This is a genomic window from Carboxylicivirga sp. M1479, assembly GCF_007097485.1.
Lineage (GTDB): Bacteria > Bacteroidota > Bacteroidia > Bacteroidales > Marinilabiliaceae > Carboxylicivirga.
This window is the reverse complement of the sequence record NZ_VKDE01000007.1, coordinates 78,204-101,976: the sequence shown is the minus strand read 5'-3', so window position 1 is coordinate 101,976 and position 23,773 is coordinate 78,204. Positions and strand designations below refer to the sequence as shown.

The 23,773-nt window shown below is 38.1% G+C and carries 15 protein-coding genes; 3 read left to right on the top strand and 12 right to left on the bottom strand.

Going from position 1 to position 23,773, the window contains the following annotated elements:
- Positions 1-377: 377 nt before the first annotated feature.
- Together FNN09_RS06660 and FNN09_RS06655 are read left to right on the top strand one after the other, a co-directional pair.
- On the top strand, positions 378-1,199 hold the full coding sequence (locus tag FNN09_RS06660; RefSeq protein ID WP_185968906.1) for a sensor histidine kinase KdpD: 822 nt from the start codon (positions 378-380) through the stop codon (positions 1,197-1,199).
- Between the two features lie 109 nt (positions 1,200-1,308).
- Positions 1,309-1,578: a hypothetical protein gene (locus FNN09_RS06655; RefSeq protein ID WP_143300738.1), complete on the top strand. Its 270-nt coding sequence runs from the start codon at positions 1,309-1,311 to the stop codon at positions 1,576-1,578.
- Between the two features lie 172 nt (positions 1,579-1,750).
- Here the strand turns inward: FNN09_RS06655 and FNN09_RS21455 are convergent, their stop codons facing one another.
- The 8 genes from FNN09_RS21455 to FNN09_RS06615 form a co-directional block, all read right to left on the bottom strand.
- A complete protein-coding gene (locus tag FNN09_RS21455; RefSeq protein ID WP_255434059.1) occupies positions 1,751-1,867 on the bottom strand; it encodes an OST-HTH/LOTUS domain-containing protein in 117 nt (38 codons plus the stop codon).
- A 1,177-nt stretch (positions 1,868-3,044) separates the two neighbouring features.
- Positions 3,045-3,233 (bottom strand): hypothetical protein, encoded by a 189-nt coding sequence (locus tag FNN09_RS06645; RefSeq protein ID WP_143300737.1) that lies wholly within the window; start codon positions 3,231-3,233, stop codon positions 3,045-3,047.
- A gap of 77 nt (positions 3,234-3,310) precedes the next feature.
- Complete coding sequence (locus FNN09_RS06640) at positions 3,311-4,684, bottom strand: TlpA disulfide reductase family protein (RefSeq protein WP_143300735.1); 1,374 nt, start codon at positions 4,682-4,684, stop codon at positions 3,311-3,313.
- Positions 4,685-4,904: 220 nt separating this feature from the next.
- Positions 4,905-6,071 (bottom strand): TlpA disulfide reductase family protein, encoded by a 1,167-nt coding sequence (locus FNN09_RS06635; protein WP_143300733.1) that lies wholly within the window; start codon positions 6,069-6,071, stop codon positions 4,905-4,907.
- Between the two features lie 351 nt (positions 6,072-6,422).
- Positions 6,423-7,856, bottom strand: a complete 1,434-nt coding sequence (locus FNN09_RS06630; protein ID WP_143300731.1) for a RagB/SusD family nutrient uptake outer membrane protein — start codon at positions 7,854-7,856, stop codon at positions 6,423-6,425.
- A gap of 15 nt (positions 7,857-7,871) precedes the next feature.
- Positions 7,872-11,507, bottom strand: coding sequence for a SusC/RagA family TonB-linked outer membrane protein (locus tag FNN09_RS06625; RefSeq protein WP_143300730.1), 3,636 nt, complete (start codon positions 11,505-11,507; stop codon positions 7,872-7,874).
- A 117-nt stretch (positions 11,508-11,624) separates the two neighbouring features.
- On the bottom strand, positions 11,625-12,776 hold the full coding sequence (locus FNN09_RS06620; RefSeq protein WP_143300727.1) for a FecR family protein: 1,152 nt from the start codon (positions 12,774-12,776) through the stop codon (positions 11,625-11,627).
- A 1,181-nt stretch (positions 12,777-13,957) separates the two neighbouring features.
- Entirely contained in the window at positions 13,958-14,632 is a 675-nt protein-coding gene (locus FNN09_RS06615) for an RNA polymerase sigma-70 factor (protein WP_143300726.1), read from the bottom strand.
- A gap of 395 nt (positions 14,633-15,027) precedes the next feature.
- On the opposite strand from FNN09_RS06615, the gene FNN09_RS06610 reads away from it, so the two are divergent.
- On the top strand, positions 15,028-15,726 hold the full coding sequence (locus tag FNN09_RS06610) for a hypothetical protein (RefSeq protein ID WP_143300724.1): 699 nt from the start codon (positions 15,028-15,030) through the stop codon (positions 15,724-15,726).
- 437 nt (positions 15,727-16,163) lie between these two features.
- Here FNN09_RS06610 and FNN09_RS06605 read toward each other — a convergent pair whose 3' ends face one another.
- The 4 genes from FNN09_RS06605 to FNN09_RS06590 form a co-directional block, all read right to left on the bottom strand.
- Positions 16,164-17,372 (bottom strand): thioredoxin domain-containing protein, encoded by a 1,209-nt coding sequence (locus tag FNN09_RS06605; protein ID WP_143300722.1) that lies wholly within the window; start codon positions 17,370-17,372, stop codon positions 16,164-16,166.
- 114 nt (positions 17,373-17,486) lie between these two features.
- Positions 17,487-18,542, bottom strand: a complete 1,056-nt coding sequence (locus FNN09_RS06600) for a TlpA disulfide reductase family protein (protein WP_143300720.1) — start codon at positions 18,540-18,542, stop codon at positions 17,487-17,489.
- A gap of 240 nt (positions 18,543-18,782) precedes the next feature.
- Entirely contained in the window at positions 18,783-20,153 is a 1,371-nt protein-coding gene (locus FNN09_RS06595; RefSeq protein ID WP_185968905.1) for a RagB/SusD family nutrient uptake outer membrane protein, read from the bottom strand.
- A 53-nt stretch (positions 20,154-20,206) separates the two neighbouring features.
- Entirely contained in the window at positions 20,207-23,728 is a 3,522-nt protein-coding gene (locus tag FNN09_RS06590; RefSeq protein ID WP_143300716.1) for a SusC/RagA family TonB-linked outer membrane protein, read from the bottom strand.
- Positions 23,729-23,773: the final 45 nt, after the last annotated feature.

The window sequence follows — 23,773 nt, the reverse complement described above, 5'->3', positions numbered from 1 at the left end:
GATCTGTTATCGGCTGTATATTGTTCGATTTAATACCAATTTATAAGCATGGCTATCAAATAAAAGAACAGGGTGTTTTACACTAGCTTACGCTTCAGGTGGTTGATTGGGTAGATGTTTCTACCAGAGCAATTTATAAAGACATTATCATAGAGAGTCTATCTCATTGCATAAAAGAGAAGGGTTTGCAGATTTTTGCCTTGAAAGCATCTAGCATTGTTCTTTCTACGACAACTTTAAACAACTTCCATTATATTTCGCTAACTTGTAGGTAGAGTCAGCAACTTTTTAAATGTTTTTGTTACACTACTTTCAAGCTCTCGGTTTTAATGAGGTGTTTTATTCAGTATAATGAAACAGAGATAAAACTAAATTCGATGAAAAGACTTTCCTCCGATGATTATATTCAAAAATTAGAAAAACAGAATACTGATCTAAAGCTAATTATCAAAGAACAACAGCAAGAAATTGATAAAATTGTTAATGGTAGGATAAACGATCTTGAGGAGGTAATAAAAGCACGTGATAAATTCTATCTTATAATTGCACATGAGTTAAGAAACCCTTTTAATGGAATTTTGGGCTTGGTAGAGTTACTTATTAATGATTTTCGGAGTTATACAATGGAGGAAATTGAAAGCTTCCTGAAAATGTTATACCGGACATCTAAAATAACATACGAATTACTTATTAGCTTATCAGAATGGTTAAATGTTAAAAATGATAAGATGCCATTTAAACCGTCGCGCATCAACATCTCTCCCATTCTAACCGAAGCTATCAATTCAGCGCAATTAAATGCTCAAAAGAAAAAGATAACCATTCATAACTTTATCAACAAGGATATTGTTGCCTATATAGATAAGCATATGATTGCCTCAGTTTTCAGGAACTTGATTAATAATGCCATAAAATTCACCGACAACAATGGCACGATTGAAGTTACAGCTCTTGCAAAGAATGATTTTATTGAAATTGTAGTGAAGGATAATGGAATAGGTTTGCATGAAGATGCTTTGCGTAAGCTTTTTAAGCAGGAAGCTCTTCACTCAACCTATGGTACCGAACAAGAGCCTGGAACAGGTTTTGGTTTGCTACTCTGCAAAGAATTTATTGAAATTGAAGGAGGTAAAATTTGGGTGGAAAGTAATTTGGGACAAGGCAGCGAATTCAAATTTACTTTACCTTGCCATAAGTAATGGTAACAGGTAATTTTGCAAGGGGCTCTTTATACCATTACTAACATGTTACAGACCATAATCAAAAGATTAAGAAAATATGATTCCAGAAAAGTTTAAAAATTACTATATGGGAACAAACAAGCTATTCTTTCCTGAATATGAGTTTGTGATTAAACTAAGCTTTCCCAGTGTCTTTATCCGTTTTAAACGCACTGAAGGCTATTATACTGATTTTGATAAATTTTTCAAAAGTGTTGCTGAAGTGCATTACCTCGATGGCATTAAACCTCCGAAGAGAGAAGAGCGTCAAATTTTAAATGAGGTATGGGATTTTCTTACCATGGTAAAGAGTCCCAACAAAGGTAATTTTTTGGCAGGTAATCAAAATGGGGACTAGCGAAATCATCCGAGATGGTATCTTCCGGGATGCATCTATACTTCTCTAAATGGAGTATAAATGCCCGATAGTTTATTTTTTTGATGCGAATTTCACTTTATTCTTCACATAAATCAACCTATGTCGGCTATTGGGGCTATCCCTTTGCTCTATTTCAAATCGATTGATGGAGTTAATCAAAGGGGGTCAATTTCTGAAACCCATAGTTACGTGGGTCAAAGTTTGGGCGTTTCTTTTGCAATAAGCTTCCGACATCGCCTAAAAATGCCCAACCGTCGTCATCAGACAGGTCGTTGATGGTAGTGGCTATCAGTCTAATTACCTTTTGGGTAATCTTATCAAATGCTTCTTTTTCAACTCCCTTATCATCTTCGTCCTCCTTCTCCTTGGCTCTGGTTTTTAAGATTTCGATGGATATAAACTTATCGCAGGCTACGATAAATGGCGTTGGCGTTTTTTTCTCACCAATCCCTCAGCTCGGCGAAGTTTGAAACTTCGTCGTTTATAACAGGTAGTTTGCAACTACAATAACGTGAGTTCAATGCAAGGGACATACTAATACCGATTTAATATCGAAATGCGCCTTTGCTTCTCTTACTCCCAAAACCTCTTTCGTTTATTATCGGCATTAACGATTGCAATTTCAAAGTGAGCTTTAAGTGAAACTTTGTAATGCAATTGGTATAACTCTTCTTGTAATTCCATAAACTAGGCCCGAAAGGCCGTCACGTATCAGGATAGGCCGTAGGTCTATTTTTAAATATACAGTTCTTTTAGGCCCTGAAAGGTCGACACATGATAAATATGCTTTATATGTACGCGTCGGGCTTACAGCCCTCATTAAGATGTTTGGATTTTTCCACAGGCCTTTGGCCTGTACTACTATGCATTGCCCTTTCAGGGCATTTGTGGCGGTATTTATAGCAATTTCTGATTTGAAATGGAGATAAATACAAGATTTTGCTTTGTTGATAATTGTATTACTTACATCGAACTCACGTTACAATAATAAAAACGAGATCTGTTATCGGCTGCATATTGTTCGATTAATTAGTTTTTCACCCTTCATGTTTGGCTATCCTTCTTGCCCCACATGAAATGCAATTTCGACAGTGCGGTGGCCTGTTCATCCCACTTTCGCGTGACATTTAAAATAAGAATCCACACCAGAGGACTCGAGCGGCAGCAAAGACGCCTGAGGATTATCTATATTCTAGTGCAAGGAATTATGCCGGCTTGTTGGCAATGTTATATATTGAACCATTAATTTTACCACTTATTACAGTAAAGTAGTCGCAGACTACTGAGGTAGCTCGACGAAGTTGGGAACTTCGCGGAGTAGGAGCACTGATTACAAACCAGCGCCAGCAAGGGGCTTGTATAAAACTCCCCCAATTGAAACATCTTTACAGACTATATAAAATTCAATTTGCTTAAGTGAACTTTTGTGCCATTGATACATGGCATTAACAACAACTGCATAACACAATGTGCCAATCGGGAAAATGCCGATGAGCATACGTGAGCAAATGCTCTTTACTGCTAAAGTCACCTAATAACAGATAGTCCATCTTATTTCTATATTCCTTACAATCGGCATGATGAATCAAACGCTCCCGATCTTTCCCTTTATATTCCAGATAATATGTTGCCATAACTAATAATCAAAAAAGAGGGAGACCATAAACAGATTCCCTCTAGTGAGAATAAAATCTCATTTCGTTCATATTATCTACAGCCCCAACTCTGTCAAGAGGGTAATCAGTTTAGGATCTGATGGGCGTGGGGCGCTATTCTCCACAATATTCCCTTCTGGGTCAATCAAGATAAAACGCGGAATACCCGAAACGGAATACTCCTTCGTAAACTGCTCGTCGGAAGCGATCAACTGCACACCTCCCATTTCCTTGTCGGCCACCATCTTTCTCCAGGCTTGTTTACCCTTTTCTTTTTTATCCGTTGAAATACTTAGAAACACAATATTCTTACCATGGTACATTTCTTCAATCTTTTCAAGATGAGGAATTTCTTGTTTACATGGTCCGCACCAAGTTGCCCATAAATCGATGTATACATATTTGCCTTTAAAATCGTCGAGCGATGATGTTCCACCCGCATAGTTTTCGTAATTGTGAAATTGTGGAGATGGTTTTCCTTTACCGAGCTTGCTTACCTGCTTGTATTCCTCTGTTACTGCCGTCCTCTTGTCTTCATCTCTGGCCAAGGCCATGTATTTTTCATATATCGTATCTATATTTTCGAAAGAAGAAAATCTGTTGGTAACTGCAGCATATAATAAGTCTTCGCGTATGGTTTCGTTTTCCACTGTTTCGGCTACCATTAAATTTGCAATGGCTTGCGTAGGTGCTTCTCCTGATTCCACTAATTTTCCAGCTTTATTACTGCAGGCACTCTTTAATAGATATCGATACTGAACCGAGTAATCGTATAATTCACCATCGTTAAAATCAATTTTTGATATCGCTTGTTGTAATTCTTTCGAAGCTTCGTATGCTTGATTTTTAGTGTAAATTCTGTGAGTATTAGGATATTCTATCAATGAGATTAAATGCGCTGTTTTCAATCGACGTTCTTCCAGACTTCTTAACTCTTCTGTTATATCATCCACCTTTTCAAGCTCAGCCTCCAATTGGGCTAAATTTTTATTGACATTATCTAAAAACGCCTTTTCTTCAAGCGAAAATATAGCCTTTCTATTACTCCTTACAACTGTTTGAGATTTTTCTTTGCTTATTATATACTTACTCATACCCGATTTCTCACCACTAACTGTTACCGATGTTGAAAAATCATTAGCATCTGCTGAAATGTATAAGTCTGCACCATTTACAGCATAAATTCTGGTTAATGCTTTTCCCAGGTACAAGTACAATTCACCCTCTCTTTTGATGGTATCAGCAAAAGTACCGTCTTCTGAAACGTTAATAATTTGCTCTGAGCGATCAAGCCAGAATAAGGCTAACTCAGTGTTATTATAATTCTCAAGTTTCCCAGAAATTAAGCAGTAATCGACTGGTTTTTGTTGTGCGCAGGCAAAATTACAAACTGTAATTGCTGCCAATAGAAATAGTTTTAGTGTTTTCATTATTTTACCTTATTATTCGTTTCATTTAATTTTTTCGATAGTGTACCACCAGGGAATTCTTTTTATCATTTTAACCACCTCCCCACTTCGTGGTACTCCTCCTTCAAAAGGAGGAGAATGACGCAAACCCGTCCCCTCCTAAATTTTAGGAGGGGTGCCAACAGGCGGGGTGGTATATCTATCTTTTAAAAGCGATTTCCCTGGTTGTACTGCAATAATACTATTCATTCAAAAGCTCTTCCAATTGATGATCCAAGGCCTTACCTCTAACATGCTTGGCAATAATTTTACCAGTGCTCGCATCCACTAACCAATTGGCTGGCACACCAGGCTTTCCAAACATAGCAGTTATAGGACTATTATAGCCAAGCAAATCACTTGTGTTTATCCAAGGAATTCCATCTTTTTTCGATGCCTTTTCCCAATCTTCACGTTTCTCATCCAATGAAAATGAGATAATCTCAAAGCCTTTATCATTATATTCCTCGTAAGCTCTTTTCATGTGTGGAATCTCTGCACGGCAAGGCCCACACCACGATGCCCATAGCTCTACCAACACATATTTGTTCTTTTTTAATACTTCAGATAATTGAATCTCTTGGCCTTCAATATTACCGGCCTTAAAATCTTTCATGGTTTTTCCCACATCTAAAGTAGCTTGAATAATTCGTGCCTCTTTTGTAAGTTCAATCTCAGTCTTTGCTATAACAGCCTCTCGGTTATCGCCCAACTGCTTAGCCAGTTCTTCTTTAGTTTTCATATCGGCTTTATAATCCCCAGAACCGTAGCCTGCCCTGTGTAACAAAAACTTAGCCAAGGGGTCATTCTGCTCTTGATACACTTGGCGTAGAATTTTACTTCGGGCTTTTGTTGAAACTGCTACAAGCCTGTAGTACTCCTTAAAGGCTTTCTCATTCTCATATGAAAAACCTTTAATCATATAATCGATTACAGCCTTTTGTGCTTTTTGACATGCCTGGTCACTACTTACCGCATTAACAAGCATCTCACTATATTTACCCCCATTTATCGTAAAATCTGTACCCGATGAAAAGTTAATCTCAGTCTTCCCTGGCTCAAGAGCCATTAAAATAATAGGTGACACAGGTTTGCCATCAGCCGATCGCACGTTAAGGCTTATTATATGAACACTTTCCACGTGGCCTTTACTAGAGATAATACCGTTTTTGAAAGTATCATCTACCAGCACTTCTTTTAATCTAATACTATCTACACGTCTTCTGGTAATAGTAGCTTCAGCTCCTTCGGGTAAGTTTTCGCCACCACTAATAATAAGTTCATAGCTTGTTTTATCTGTATTACAGGCAAAAATCAATGGCAGAACAATAGCTACCAATAGCCACTTTATATTGCTTCGAGTATTCATGTCTTTTATATTTTATCTTCAATGTTGTCTTATTTTATCAATTGGGCTATCCGCTCAAACCGGACTTACTTTTTGTCCATTTATAAGCATTTTAAGTAGTTCCTACTCAGGGCTATTTCTGAGATGTTTGATTAATGTCCAATTGCTTGTGTTGCAGATGGGCAATTGCGGATGGGATAATAGCAATGACTGCCAAGAATAACTATGTATTCGTTTTATGGAATTTGTATACCAGAGTCTAAGACCTTCGCTTAAACCTGTGCAGCTTTATTTTGTAAAGTAAAATGTACTAATAGTTGAAAATAGGAGGCAAAATAGCCTCCTATTTCATAATTATGATTCATCAATTACTTAGTAAGTATTTTGCTTAACGGACCCTTTAGTTAATATGATGACCTCTTGAGGAATAGGGCGTGCATATTTTCTTGAATTTGCCTCAAGGGTATAGACTTTTGGGGTATCAAAATCGACAGCCGTCTCTCCTACTTCGTAATAGTCTTTCGACAAGATTATTGGATCGATTAAACCTTCGGCATTTAAGCGCTTCACATCGTACCAGCGTAATGAGGTAAATGCAAATTCTCTCCACCTTTCATCAACAATCAGTTCAATCGCTTCTTTTGCAGTGCCTGGAATTGGTAGAGCAGTATAGTCTGCTGCGGCAAAGCGATTCTCCCTTACCATTTCTACATGTTGCATGCAGGTTGCCATGTCATTGTTTCTGGCGGCACACTCTGCAAGTATCATATACATCTCCGAAACATCTGTTCCGGTCATCATTTGAAGTGTTCTATTGTATAAAACATTGTCCTCTGTTAGCCCAAAAAATGTACTTAACAAGGCATCTGAATAAAAATATTGTAGTCTTAAATCCTCGGGCTGATACATGGCTAGCAATTCGTTACTGGCCATCTTGTAAGGGTTATTCAGATCGTAGTAAATTTTATACTGACTATCCCAGCATGTATAAAACTCTGGTGCATATGCTCCAATAAAAGCAGTGTGCCCTGTTAAATTTCCTCCAAAAGAAGGCACTAAAAAGATATCATTTTCCAGGTTGACCATCTCCGAATGAAGAGACAGTGCCATTTCGGCATATTTTTTAGCATTTACAAAATCATGAACATACAGATAATACCTGGCTGCTAAAGCGGCCGCCGAAGCGTCACTTTCTCTCCAACTATTAGCTCTTGCCTTATTAATAGTAAGACCTTCAATAAGATCTGATTCAATTTGAGCAAATGTTTCCTCAAGTGAGGCTCTTACAGTTGTTTGTCCAAATGCCGTTTCATTTTTTATAACGATTCCTAATTCGTCCTTATTCTCCGCCGAAGGGTATAAACTGTACTTTAATGCCAGGTTGAATTGTTTCAATGCCTTTATCAAATAGGCTTCTGCTTTTAGATTGCTCTTATCGGTTGCATCTCCTTCCAATCCATCGATTGAACCGATAACGTAATTGGCAAACCATATGGCCTCATATGCCTGACTCCATGTTTGATCTGTAACAGTTGACAACTCATCTTTCCAAACACTTTCCTGTACTGCTGTTAATGGTATCTGCGAACTCAACATATTGTAAGCATCCTTGTAATAAGTCACATCACCCGTAATACTTGGAAAGTCTACAGCGGTTTGATATCCTACAAAGGTACGCTCGAATATTAAATCAATATCCGAAACAAATTCTATTTCCTGCCGATTTTTGTCTGGTTTAACATCCAAATAATCTTCACAGGATGTTAACGTGAATACGGCTAATAGTATATATAGTATATTTTTCATTGTAATTCTCCTTAATTAAAATTTAAGATTTAAGCCTAGCGTATACGTTCTTTCAGGTCTAAAGAATGACCCTCCCTGGGGATATTCAGGATCAATTCCAAGGTCATTGGCTGTCCACAACAACCCTACATTACTCATCTGCGCATACAATCGAACTCCGGAACAACCAATTTTTGAAATTATTGATTGAGGAAGCTGATACGAAAGCATAATATCCTTTAACTTAATAAATGATGCGTCCTCAACTCTTGATTCCAGGTAACGGGCATTTGGATTATAGTTATTATAACCAGGAATAAAACCATCTGGTAGAGGAAACTCACCAACTGCTTCATGGTTTCCGCTTATCATCTCATCCAGATTTTCATGATAATTTTGTGTAAAAGTTGACACGCCATATCCAAAACCGCTAACCGGCATGTAATGACCAAACTTACCAGTGATGGTAGCCAATAAGCTAAAATTTTTGTAGCTAAACTCATTGGTAAATGAAGAAACTACTGGTGCTATGTAGCTCCCTGTGTTCCATAATAAATCTGTTGCAGCAACGCCGGTGCCCTCAATAGACATGTTGGCATCATAAACTTCACCATTTTTACCAAGAACAGTTGGTATGCCATCTGCATTTAAACCATTGTATTTGTAATGCCATGCCGGTAGGTACGGATAGTCTTCAACAAATCGTTTACCTCCTATAGCGCCAAGTAGTATTTCAACCTCCTTTACATCGGTTACCAAATTATCGTTATAGGCGAAATTTAGAATAGGATGCCACTTGACCGGGCCTAAATTAATATTTCCGTTCAGGCTCATTTCAAATCCCGTATTTTTCATTGCTGCGGCATTGAAATATTGAGATGTCGTTCCATCTGTTGATGGTAGAGAAATTAATGCCAGTTGATCCTCCGAGTTTTTATTATAGTATTCTAAACTACCGTATAACTTGTTTTTTAATACAGCAAAGTCTACCGCTACATTAAACTGTTTTACTTTTTCCCAACCCAGAGTTGGGTTACCTAACTCAACTAAATAAGCATTATCAACGCCGGCACCACTCCAAGGTTGACTACCTGGCACAAATTGAAGAACAGGCACGCTTGCTGATGTGGAAGGAGCATTACCATTTACACCATAGGTGGTTCTTAAGCTAAGTCGATTTAACCAGGTAATATCCTTAATAAACTCTTCTTTTGACAACTGCCAGCTACCACCAACAGACCAAAATGGTGAATACCGTTTACTATTATCATCAACAATACTATTTGAAGCATCTGTTCTCACACTTCCACTAAACGTGTATTTGTCCTTATATGTATAAGCTAGGTTTGAGTATAATGAGAAGAACCTGTTTGTTAGCATTCTGGTTTCTCCTCCTCTTGGTAAGGATGTAGTTACATATGGAGGTGAAAAAACCTGCGTTAAACCATTGTAGGCGTCTGGCACAATGTTCTGATAATTTCGATCGTTAAACCCATACAACCAGTCATCCTGTGTCTCGTACTCGTTCCAGATCAGTTCTGTTCCCCCAATAAAATTAATGCTATGATCGCCATACGTTTTGTTGAAACTTAGTTGATTTCTAAAAAGGGTTGACTCTCTTTGCCCATTATTTACATAGACCATTTCTCCAGCGGGCACCTGTTGATCGGTGATGGTATATGGTGCACCTGGTGTAGCTATGGCATTATAGTCGGTCACTGCAAATGAGTTGACTGTTTTACGGGTATAATACGACTCTTCTCCAAATACATTTCTGGTTTTAATGGTACTCCGTTCGTGCTGAAACTTTGAATCAAAACTAATACCATCGGCAATCTTAAACTTTAATCCTCCATTGATTCGGGTACTAAAGGTTTTGGTATTAAAATCCTGAGATCGCATATTTTGCAATGGATTGTTGTTGAAATTGTCATAGGTCCAACCATCACCACGGTCTAATATCTCATTTAAGACAGGCATATTGTATGTACCTGGTTGAGTTAAAGTAAGTGGACCTGAATTAATGTGCTTATAATTACCATTCTCATCCAATAAGGTTTCATAGGCCGACATTTGCTTTATATCAGTAAGGCCCACTCCTCTGCTATTCCTATTCTGCATCTGGCTCATTATTCCAACATCAAAATCAAGCCATTTGCTTACTTTCATGTTATTCCTAAAATTGATCAGAATATTATCATCATTATCTTCTACCATTACGTCATTGTTCTTGTTATACATGACTGATAATGAATACGAATTTTTCTCACCCTGACCTCTTAAAGAAACAGTATAATTTTGTGATGTAGCCTTACGTAGCATCTCATCTTTTACCTGATCTTTATACGAACTACTCAGTAGATCTTGCAAAACAGGCGTATCTAAAGTGAAGTTGGCAAGCCCTGTTCCTCCTGAATTAAGATGATCCATTTGCTGTGCCTCAAACTGCTCATGACCATAGGTTTTGGTTTGGTTGATGTTGGTAATACCAAGAGACGGGTTGACATAGCCATTTTGCCACAAAAACATTTCATACTCCAGTTGCGATTGTGAGCTGGCAATAGGATTGGCATAATCTAAATCCACGGCATCACTAAACTTTGTAAAAGCTTCAACTTCTACCTGGATTCCTTTTTTAGCTTGCCCTTGTTTAGTTGTAATCACAATTACCCCATTGGCAGCTCTGGCTCCCCAAATAGAAGACGCAGCAGCATCTTTCAATACGGTAATTTTTGCAACATCATTACGGTTTACTGACTCAAAACCACCATCAATAGCAAAACCATCGACTACAATTAATGGCTGTGTATTACCATTTAATGAAGACACACCACGAATTGTAAACTGAACATCACCATTCGCATCAACCGTTGATTGCACTCCTGCCACCAACGATTCCAGATTTCCACCAATTGTTTCGTTTGGGCTATTGGCCACGTTATCACTATTAAGCATTGAAAAAGAACCGGTTGCCCTTTCTCTTGAAATGGTTTGATAACCAGTAACAACCACTTCATCTAAGCCTGCTATAGATTCGATTAAAGTTATATTAATGGTGCTTTGTCCATCATAAATAACTTCAGCAGTTTCAAAACCAAGACTTGATATTTCAAATACTACACTCTCTTGCTCGTCAAATTGCAGGTTGTAATTACCATCTGCATCAGAAACGGTTCCAATGGTAGTGCCTTTAATGCGAATAGCAGCAAATGGCAGTGGTTCACCTTTTTCATCTTTAATGCTTCCGCTGATAATAAGCTTTTTTTCTTCAGGCTGCTGAGCTCTTTTGTTAATAGCTGCCTTCTCTGTTTGGTTGAATGGCCTTATAACAATGTAATCATCAACAAATTCAAAAGTCAAACCTTTGTCTTGCAGTAATGACTCATATAATTCAGACAATTCAGCTTCTTCGGCACTGATATTTACCTTTTCGCTCTTATTGACTTGATTAGCACTATAGATAGTAATTAAACCTGTTTGGTTTTCTATTTCTTTGAAAACCTCTTTATAAGTCATCTGGTTCTTTTGTAACACCACCTTTTGAGCCAGGCTATTTGCCGAAACCTGTATGAAGATACCAAATAATAATACAACACTGAATCTCATAATTAGTAAGGTTCTACGCGATAGTTTTCTCCACAGACTACAGCGCCACATTCGTGTAATTTTCATAGATTTGTATTTACAAGTTAATACTTACCGGCTTGTACTGCTATACGTAACCGGTATTGTTTGAACTAATGGCGAAGGGTGCTGCTACATCCTTCGCTTTTTTATAGATTTTACTTATTACTTTCCTTTTACTAGCACGGTATTTTCGTTGATAACAATTTCTACTTCGGCCGATTTTTCTACCAGGCTCATTAATAATTCAAAGTCTGTTGAGCGCTTCATGGCTCCTGTGATCATCCGTCCTTTCATGTCTTCATTGGCAAAGTAGAAATCGACATTATACCATCGCGATAGTTTGCTTGCAACCTCTTTAAGTGTCATCTCTTCAAAGCGGAATACACCATCTTTCCAATCCGTATACAGCTGAGTATCTACTTCTACAATAGACATTTCGGCTCCCGACGATTGTATGTTAGCTTGTTGGCCGGGTTTAACCATCACCTCTTGGTTGTTATAAAGCACTGCTATGCTTCCTTCAACAAGGGTGGTTTGCTCAATGGCTTCATCGGCATAACTCATTACGTTAAACTGAGTACCAAACACCTTAACCGATGACTTATTTGTTTTTACAATAAAGGGTTTCTCACGATTAGTCGTTACATCAAAAAAAGCTTCACCCGTAAGAAGCACTTCACGACTTTCCCCAACAAAATTTACTGGGTAGGTCAATGATGACTCTGAATTAAGCCACACTTTGGTACCATCCGATAATACCAATTGGTATTCGGCTCCGCGTGGAATATTGATCGTGTTATAGCTAGCTTGCATACTTGCGTTAGCGTTGTACCTTAGGGTATTTGTTGAATCAACACCTATAACATTACCATGCTCATCTTCAATAAAGAGTTTATTCTCATCATCCAGCTCAAGTAATTCTCCATTGCTCAAGTGCAACACTGCCTTTGCCGAACCGGGTGTTATTTGATGAGCCATTTCAAGCTTCGTTTCTGACTTATCAGAAAGGTAAAACACACCCGCTGCTACCGCAATTGGTAGTATAATAGCCGCTGCATATTGCAACCATCGTTTAATACCAATACTCGGTTTTTTATCCAAGGTATGCTGTAACTTTAACCATCGTTGTTCAATCTGATCTTCGGTAATGACCACATCGTGTTCGTTTCTAACTTTTATGTGCTCGTATAGTAAGCGATGTTTGTCATTAGCATCTAACCAAATGCGTAGTTCGCTTTGCTCCTCAGCACTGGCGACATTATTCAGGTTTCGCCAAATAACAATGTACTCTATATCTATCTTCTTTTTAACCATGTTTAAGCGCTTTCTATATTTACGACGCCTAAGAAAGTAGTATTGGTGACAGAAGCCCTATTTTTTTTTTGAAAGTAGTATGAAATAAATATTGTCCTAAATAATTTTTCACTCAAGCCGTGAAGGCTCTTCCTTTTTTCTACAGTCAAAAAAGGAAGCAAAAAGACCGTCGACTACACCCACTTCACTCAAAAAACTAGGTTTCATGACTTAAATTGTTTTAAACTCGCCCTTTTTCGTACCTCAAAGAACTCAAACAGAAAACAATTCTTAACCGTCATTTCAATCCTGTTTTTTGGTTCACTGGCTGAGGTCGAGACTAAACAAGACGTCCGGATCATTATACTAAAACGTTTAGGACGCTATTAGTATGAAATAAATGTTGTCCTAATAATTTCTTCGCTAAAGCAACGATGTCCCAACTTCGTTCCAATTGCGCAATATCCACTCTTATCACTGGCTTTCAATCGTTCGAAAGCTTGTTTCGAATGGGCCGGGTAGATCAGCATAATGAATAATACCGTTTGGTCAATAGAATGAGCTTTATTTTCAACTGCGTTTCAATAAAGCTTTTCATTGATTCAACGGCATTTACCAATGTAATTAGCAAAAGGCTCATTTTGTAATACATTTGGTATAAGCTCTGCAACCTCATTATTTAATCGATTAATTAGTTTGTTACCCTTCACTTTTGGCTATCCTCCTTTCCCCACTCGAAATGCAATTTCGACAGTGTGGTGGCCTGTTCCATTGGCGGGCATGCGAAGGCGTGAATAATGATTAATTTAATTGAACATCAAAGGGGCTTGACCTACTTTGATTGTGAAATTGATTAATCATTAGAGCGGGTGGTAGCATCAATGGGACTAGCGTTTTGTTTCTTTTGGGCGATGCAAAAGAAAGGAAAACCATCTCACAAAACAGGGTATTTCGTTGCTTCCTTTCGTTACAAATTATTATTAATCCACAGAAATATCCTATGATCCAAGAATACTCAATTCTTAATCGTTCCGATGTTCTTAATGACAAAAACTAAGGAAAAAAAAAGGCCACAAGGCACGACGCTTAAAAGAACCCAAGCTTAGAAAAGCTACACATAACAACTCAATATTAATTAGTTCCATTCACGTCAAAAAATCAATTTTGGACACGATTAGTATGAAACAAGTGTTTATAGATGTCTAAACACCCAAGAGAAACAAGACTTTAATACCTGATTTAAGGAGCTCAAGTCTTATTTTTTTCTTGGCTCTTTTAAGCTGTGTATTGACTGTATTGGGCGAAACATCGAGGTCTTCGGCAATTTCAGAAGCAGTGAGTCCACTAAGGTATTTCTGTTCGAAGATGTGACGCATATTATCTGGTAATTCGGCCAGTATCTTTTTAATCCTATCGGTCAATTCGCTATCAACAAGCATCTCACCACTACTCTCAAAGTAGGCCTCAACAATAAACACTTCGTGCTTATCCCTTACATTAAGATGACGTAAATACCCTAAGCACTTGTTTTTAACGGCAGTAAAAAGGTAGGATTTAAGAGACTGGATGGATGCTTCCTCGCGTTTCTCCCATAAAGTGGCAAACACATCCTGAATAAGATCTTCGCAAACATCGGCCTCGTAAATATAACGGTGAGCAAACTTAGCAAGCAAAGGATAATATTGATGAAATACAGACTGAAAAACATCTTTGTTTCCCTTCTGTAATTCCTTAATAATTATTTTGTCATTGATATTATCCATGCACTTACCATTCTTTAGACGCGCTAAAAATAGAAAGAAATTTAAAGCACCAAGCCATCCCTTGAAAATTTGTAGTTGATTATGAAGCTCATCGCTGCTAATTATTCGCTGCAAAACCAGTGTTTATTCCTACTTCTAAAACCCTTTGAACGAAGCAACTTTTGCTTCCTTGTCCAGGCTGTTTAAATCATAAGCTAATCGCTAAATTATTATCAATAAAAAATAACATTTCGAAAAGTAAAATGAATAAGCTGCACATTCACAGCTTCCATGTAAATGTCATTCATCAATTAATACAGCATTTTAATCATTTAAAAAGAGGTGTTGAACAAAGCATTTGACCATGTATGACTCTTGTCATTTTACAAACGTACTTAGTGGAGCTAATTTTATGGTAAGTATTAAAGAGTAAACCGCCGGCTGGTCATCAACCGAACTTGATTGGCGTCGAGGCTTGGAAGAAGAGGCCGGCGGAGCTTTGCAATATAGGATTAAAAATAGTTTAAAACATGAGTTACTCAGAAGATTTTAACACATGGAAGGAACGGATTGAGGCAGTGCCCACAAAGGACAAAAAACTACCCAATCAACCTGTTGATGAATTTGCTGCCAGTGCCGAAACCCTGGCTATTGAAGCGGCTAAAGACAGAGAAGACTTAGCTACAGCAGGCATGAATGTAGAAATTATTGATGAATTAAATCCTTTGGCAGGTGCCATGCGTTTTTGCCAGGCCGAGTGGATGAGTGAGTACCGTGCCCGACAGGAAGCACAAAAAGAATGGTTGGAGCAATCACCAGCGGCCTTTGAGGAGCGTGATGAATTGTTGCATCACTTTAAATTTGCTTATCGCAAGCAGGCAGATGTATTAGCCAAAGTGAAGCGCATTAGTGAAGGCAGCGATCGTTTGGATATGATTCAGGATTTGGTTGAACTAGCCGTTGTTGGCGAGAAAAACCCTGACCCACTAACTGGCATCAGCTTTGATATGACACGCCTGAGTAATGCCAGAACCCTATCGCATGGTTTAAAAGATTTGCTGGCCGAGGCCAATGGCTCATCGGATGAAAGCAGTGCTATAAAAGTGCGTCGCGACAAAGCTTTCACCCTACTTTCAGAAAAAGTAAGCCTTATTCGTGAATATGGGCGTTACATCTTCTGGAAGAACGAAGACCGCCGCAAGAAGTATTACAGCAACTATAAGGGTTAATATCGATTCATATTGAATTAGACGCCAAACCCTTGATTTTATTAGCCCCGAGGCCTGTAAGAGCAGTCCATCGGGGCATTTTTATATCCCCTGTAGCAATAAACCGCGTCAATCGATTAAATATGTAACTCAACAAGCCAAATAAGTTATCCAATTGGCCTCAAAACCCGTCAATCGGGTGAAAAAATGAAATCAACAGGCTGCATAATGCAGTCAATCGGCCTAAGAAAGCGTCCAATCGTGTAAAAATTGAATTCAAGAAGGTAACTATTACTGTCCATCGGTATGATATAGTGGCCAAGAGGGTAAAAATCAGATTCAAGAGGGCAGATATAGGCTTCCCTAGGGGTAGATGAGGGGATAATTGGGTAAATAGAAAAGCCCCATTCAGATGAATGAGGCTAGTCTTAAAAAATCTTATAATGAAAGCAATTGAATTATAACGCCGCAATAGCAGTCCTCAAATTCCCAACAGATGGGTGTGTGTTATTACCGCCTGCTTTGCCATTTTCGGCAAAGAAAATATCAAAGCACTCTTGTGCTTTTTCCTTCTCTTTGTTGTAAAGGTGTATTTTGGCCAGCATGAGGTTACCCATAATCAAACCCGTCTCCTTATCGGCCGTAATAACTTCAACACGCTCTGTTAGGTCTTTCAGAATTTTTTTCGACCCAACCAACTTAGGTGTATTTAAAATTTGGTCGCACATAGAATGGACCTGATAAACGTATTGTTCATCACCTTTTAAGGCCTCCACCTCGTTTATCTTTTCACTATACCAACTATCAACCTGATTATTGGCAATATAAAAATCATACTTCAAACTTCCTTTTGTGCTTTGAAGGTATTCATTAGGGAATTCTACGTAACACCTGTCAATTTCATCATTTAGTTCTTCCTGGCTTTTACAAGTCATTGCAAATTGCTTTAAGTGTGCCATGTAAGTTCCAACAAACAACATCGAGTAACTATAGTCATCTGCAATTTCTTTAACTTTTTCCTTGCTATCTAATAGATACTTGAATTCTGTTGACTCATAGGCGAAATTGGCCGATGAAATCACAAAAAACGATTCTTGGTTCATGTATTTTTCTAAAGAGGTTTGCTTAATAATTTCTCTTGAAACCTCTTGCATTGACTCGCGATCATATTGTGCTTTAACAGCCTTTAAGTAGGTCATTAAAAAGTCAAGCTCACGATTTCCTTCTTCATACTTGGCACGAAGCGTACCGATACGCATTGAAGGGTCTAAGGCAGCTTTTCCTCCGGCTATTAACTCTTCTGCTGGCATGCCGCCAACTAATTTATGTACTGCATTACCTTCTCCATCAATAAACAATAAGGTTGGATAAGAACTAACTCCGTACTTTTTGGCTAAAGCTGGCCCTTCACCTTTTTCACAATCCATTTTTACGTTCACAAAATTTTGATTGTAAAAATCACCTACTTCTTTTTGTGTAAAAATATTCTTTGCCAAATGCTTACATGGACCACACCAGGTCGTATAGCAATCCATAAAAATCAACTTGTTCTCTTTTTTTGCTTTTGCCAACGCCTCGTTAAAAGTTCCATGTTCGAACTCAATGCCTTGAGCGAATAGCTGTCCAACGGCAAACACTGCTAATACTATTAATACTGCTTTTTTCATTATATGTTATTATTAAGTGATTAGAATATTTTAATCTAGCTGCTGGCTGTATCACCTTCCTTAGTAATAATTTAGGGAGACTGAAATCATGTTGGTTTACAATCAGGGGAATCACTACTCTTTAATAAACCCCTCTTTTTCTAATGCTTCCCAAATACCATCGCCATGCATATTTTTATCCAGTATAATGCCTTCGGGAGATATTAATACAATATGAGGTATTCCAGTAACATTATAGCTACCTGATATCTTCTTGGTATCGTGCACTTGTACCCATGGCATATTTTCCTCTTCTACAGCCTTTAACCACGCCTCTTTATCGCCATCAGTTGAAATGCTGATTATCTGCAACTCCTGATTATGAAAGGCCTTATAAATATTTTTTAGATTGGGAATTTCTTTACGACAAGGCCCGCACCATGATGCCCAAAAATCGATAAGCACATATTTTCCTTTTAATGTAGCTAACGACACTTCCTTGTTATGCAAAGATTGGATGCTGAACTGCGGAGCCCGATTACCAATGGCCGAACGTGCTTCATTATCGCGGCGATTAATCAGGTAGTTGAGGTAGTAGGTATCGTGGATTTCGTCAGAAAAGCCATCAATAATTTTGTTAAGCATTGCCAGGTCGGCACCCCAGTATTGTTGCTGAAATAAATAGCTTAATGGTATACTTCTTGGATTTTTGGCAAGTAGTTCCCACAAAATAGTGTTGTATTGCTTTTTAATGCTTTTCTCCTCGTTGCTTAGTTCTTTTTTATAACGTAGTGCATCATATGCCTTTTGGTTAAGAGCAGTTTGCAACTCTTTAAATTCTTGGTTCAATGGTGTTTCTTGAACCGTCCATTCTCCTTCTTTTTCAATTAGCTTAATATAACCAGGTTCAGAAATAAACTCACAAGGTTGTACACGGTTTTCGGCTTGTACATACAATGTTCGACAAGCAATAACAGAATCTAATTCAATGGTAAACTGACCATCAATTATATCAGCCTTATACATCAGTTTCTCAGCTTCTTCTTGAGATTGAACTTCCTGATAAGGATAAACCAATACTTTGCCTTCTTTGGCTTCAACATGCCCTTTTATAATGCATTTATCGGGAGTTGGAGTGCAAGCGCTCAACACGGCCAGCACCATAAGTGCTATACCTTTTAAGTAATTCATAGCGGTAGTTTTAGTAATTTGTAAGTAGAGTAAAAATGTCCAAACCTGGACCAAAGGTTAGGCAATAGTATGTCTGAAAAGCTTTTATAAAGATTATTGGTTAATGGTTCTAATCCCCATCCCCACACCTTTGGTGCGGTACTTCCCCTTATCCTCAAGAATAAAGGGAAGAATGATGCACCTGGTGCTTATTCTTTATATAAGAACCTTTTAGAAATATTTTTAAATTAATTTTAGAGTCTAGCGAGGATTCTGCTCTATTTCAGGGTTTTTACCTATGTACTTACGTGCAAATGGTAAAGCCCACTTGTTATCACCAGGCGCTAGTGCATAAGTATCACCATTAACCGTATGCACAATTGAGATATTGGCATTGTCATAAGCATTATAACGACGAATATCGGTATAACGGTGTCCCATAAAAGCTAATTCTCTTCGACGCTCATCCTTAACAATTGATAACGCTTCATCAGCACTGGCAGCTGTTAATGGCACATAAGCAGCAGTTGCAATTCTGTTCTGACGCAATAAGTTAATATCGTCCATTGCCAAAGCATGTTCTCCTGTGCGGGCATAACACTCAGCACGTGTCAACAACATTTCCGGAACTGTTAATCCATAAGGACTACCTGAGTTATAACCGTAGTAATAAACCAGTCCTGTGCCAGGTAGCGACCATTCAAAAGTTATTTTGCCAGTGAAACGCAAATCATTCGTTTGGTCAAACAAATCCATAAATTCCTGGCTTGGATAAATCATTCTGTAATCACTAGTTGGTTTCTTTCTTAATAACTGCTCTTCATTCAGGTACCTTGGTCCAAAATCGAGTAGCGTAGGATACCAGCTATGTCCTGGTAATGTATTGTAATCGGTCAAATAAGATTTCTTATCAAGTGACATATCAGCATACTTAAGCGCATTGTTAAAGTCGCCCATTATTAAGTATGTTCTTGCCAACAATGCACTTGCCGATGACTGAGATGGTTGCCACAGTTGTTCTGGTGTCTCTGGTAAATAGTCATACACCTCAGTGACATCATTAATAATTAAATCATAAACATCATTAACAGTGCCTCTTTTTAAACTGCCTTCTAATAGTGGTTCAAGGTGCATTGGTACTCCTAAATCTGTTGCTGCCGTAGCCGGTTCATATTGCTTCGCATACATGTTAACCAGTTTAAGGAAAGTAAAAGCTCTGTGCACTTTCGCTTCGGCATATAATTTCTGCTTCTCTGCCTCATCTCCATCAGCTTCCAGCACTTCACTAATAACGGCATTACAAATGTAATTCACCGCATACATTTTTTGCATGCCTTCATCTTCTTCTGATTCCAGATAAAAATGATCTTCATACATAAATGCTTTTGATTGGTATTCACTGTAGCTCGCACCAATAAAATCATCTCTTAAATCAATATCATCTGTTACCCACAAGTCTAAATCACCTGTTACCGTAATGGCAGATTCTCCAATATCTTGGGTTGCATCCAATAAAAGTCGATAGTCTTCAGCTTTTGAAGGAATAACTTTTCCTTTTGGCTGAATGTCCATCCAATCGTCGCACGAAGTGGCAATTATGGCCAGAACGAATAAATATATAATTTGCTTCATCTTTCTAATTTTTAAAGGAATAATGTTAAACACCATATCCTGATCATTAACTATTAAAATCTGGCTTTCAAGCTGAATGTGTATTCTGGCATTATCTTTCCGTTACCTGAAACACCAATTACATTCTCCGGATCAATATCTTCATCATTGAAAGTGATAACTCCCAGGTTTCTTACCTGAGCACCAAGAGTAAGAGACCGTATTGCCATTGAATTAAACCACGATCGGGGTAAGTCATACGACAATACAACATCGTTAAAACGGATGTGACCTGCATTCGCCACATTATGGCTGCCATATAGAGTGTAAGCACGCCAATTCCCGGCTACAACATTTGGGTCTTCCGGTAAAACAGGCACATCGGTTGAGTTTTCATCTCCGGTTTGTCTCCAACGTTCTTCTAAATCACTGTGTACAGCATTTAATGTGAAATCATATTTCAAATCGCTATAGCTTACCGTTGGCACTCTAAACTTATGACCAAACTTATAGGTAATAAGCATACTTAACTGCAAACCCTTATATCGTACAACATTTTGGAAACTACCATAATACCTTGGTACAGTTGTTCCTTCATAATTTAATCCTTCAACCTCTTCAACCGGTGTATTATGGTCGATAATATCACCATTTTGGTTATATACCTGTGGTAAACCTTCTTCAGATAATCCGGCCCATTGATACGAGTAGATATGATGAAGTGGTTTACCTTCTCTTGCTGAGCTAACGCCCCAGTAGTTAATGGCTCCACTGACACTTTCATCGGCCAGTTCTACTTTTTCCACATTGTTTTTATTATATGAGAAGTTGGTAATGGCATTCCATTGAACGGTATTTCTTAAAATGCCCACGTTTAAGGTCATGTCCACCCCTTTATTCGACATCTCGGCAAAATTCATTTTAGCACTATCAAAGCCATAAATAGAGTTTATAGATACATTACCCAATAAATCAACACTTTGTCGATTATAATACTCGATAGAACCAGACACACGATTTTTAAACATAGCATAATCTAAACCAATATTGGTAGTTGCCGTTTTCTCCCAACGTAGGTCAGGATTTTTAGGATTTTCGATGTATGCAAACTGATGCTGAGTTTGCCAGTCTGTCCATATTTTGGCTATTAAGTGAGGGCTTGTTGTTCTGTCAATGTTACCACCTGTACCATAGGTCGCTCTAAATGTTAAGCGATTAAGAAAATCAAGGTTCATAAACGATTCTTTGTGCAATTGCCAATTGGCACCAATCGACCATAATGGCACACTTCGGTACTCTTTGCTACTTCCAAATAAGTTAGAGTCATCTAAACGAATACTACCCGTTACGGTGTATTTTTCATCAAGGGTGTAACCACCGTTAGCATAGTAGGAAGCATACCTGTCCTTTTCAAATGCAAATGAAGTTGCATCCGATAATTTAGAAGGCCAATAACTGAAAGCACGATTATATTCGATATCATAGTTCATGCGCTTGTACTGCAGACTAACCGGATCGTAACCCCATTTCTCCATGTTATTGCTTTCATACTCTGTTTGGCGTAATTCAATACCAGCAATGGCATATAATCGGTGCTTTCCGTCATTAAAATCCCTGTTGAAGTTCAATTGTCCTCTGGTGGTAAACGATTTAGAATAGGCATTGATATCAGCCCTCACTTCCCCTGTTGGCACAGGATACATCATCGTTGTTTTCCCTGTCCATGGATCAACTTCCGGATAAGCGTACATATTAACCTGGTTACGAACACGGTAAGTATCTTCATTGTAGATATTCTGTCCTTTGGCATTGCCCCATTCATATTGGTAACGACCTTCAAAATCTAATCCTTTAAGGATATTGATATTTAAGCCGGCTTGCAGGCGTAAATCTATATTTTTCGTTGCGTTATTCTTATTCTCAAACTCCTGATACATATTATAGGTCCAGTCGTAAGGCACATTATTAACTGCAGCATGAGCGTCTTTACCTTCCTGAGAATAAGTCCATGGTTGTGGAATATAGTTACCATCTTCATCTAAAATCTGCTGATATGTTGCTAAGTCTCCGATTCCACCAGCACCATTACTTTCGCTGTTACGAATGGTAGCATACATGGCTGCATTAAAGCTGATGCGATCAGATAATTTAGTTTGAATTCTGAGGTTAGAAACTATACGATCGTTATTACCGCCTTTCATGTACGATTGATCATCATCGTAGCTTAATGAGGCGTAGAAGTTACTTTTTTCTGTAGCTCCATTAATACCCAAATGATATTGCTGACGAACAGCATTTCTTAAGAATAGATCAGCATATTCATTACGAGCATCAATTCCTCTTAAGCGATTAATGACTGCATCCTTTTCAGCTTCTGTCATCTGACCATCATTATACTTTAGAAAAGTTTCAAGTCCTTCGTTGTATGCAGGTTTACTAATGGCCCAAGGAGATGCAAGTTCTTTCCATTTGTTATTTGCAAAGTGCTCTTCCATCTCAATAAAGGATGCTGTAGAAGCACGGTTTAAACTATATAGATCAGGCTCTTGAGTGATTGATAATGTCGAAGAGAAATCAACATTGATTTTACCCGTATTTTGTCCTCTTTTAGTTTCGATTACAATAACACCATTAGATGCACGTGCGCCCCATATTGAAGCAGCTGCCGCATCTTTTAATATGGTCATATTAGCTACATCATTAGGGTTGATGCTTTCTAAACTTCCTTCTAACGGAAAACCATCAACAACGATTAAAGGATCTGTTGACGCATTCATCGATGAAGCTCCCCTTATAGTGATGTTTCCATCAGCATCAAACAATACACCAGCGGTTTGACCTTCCAGTTTATCCATGATGTTTTGTGTAGCACGAATTTCTAATGCTTCTGAGTCAACTTTTTCAAACGAACCTGTTGCTCTTTCTTTTGAAATGGTTTGATAACCGGTAACAACCACTTCATCAAGCCCCATCATATCCGATACCATTATAATATCGATGCTTGTTCTTCCATTAACCGGTATTTCTTGTGTAACAAAACCAAGGCTTGATACTTCTAGTACTAATCCTTCTTCGTCAGGTGCTTCCAACTCATAAGTGCCGTCAACAGCAGACACACAACCAGTAGTAGTGCCTTTAAAGCAGACGGCAGCAAAGGGCAGCGGCTCACCTATTTCATCAAGCACAGTACCCTTGATAAGAATCTTTTTTTCGGGTTGTTGTTCTACTGCTTCAATCTTCTTATAAGTAATAACATACACGCCATTTTTAATCTCATAATCGAGCTTAGTATCTTTTAAAATAGCGTCTAGTACCTCTTCCACACTACCCTCTTCATCAACAGATAATTCAGAATAGGGCTCTACTTTATCGGCACTAAAAGCAAAAATAAAATCCGTCTTGCTCTGAATCTTCCATAATAAATCAGACAAGGAGATAGAAGTTTCCTTAACAGTTATTGTACCGCTTTGCGAATACACTGTTGCTGAAACCTGAATCAAACAAAACAGTAATAGTACGGCAGATAATTTCATAACTCTGTACATCTTTTTAATCCCCCTCGCATGGAGAAAGATAGGTTCTCGATTTTTCTTCATAATTTTGTAACGATTTATAGATTATTGCTGACAACGAATCAGCTT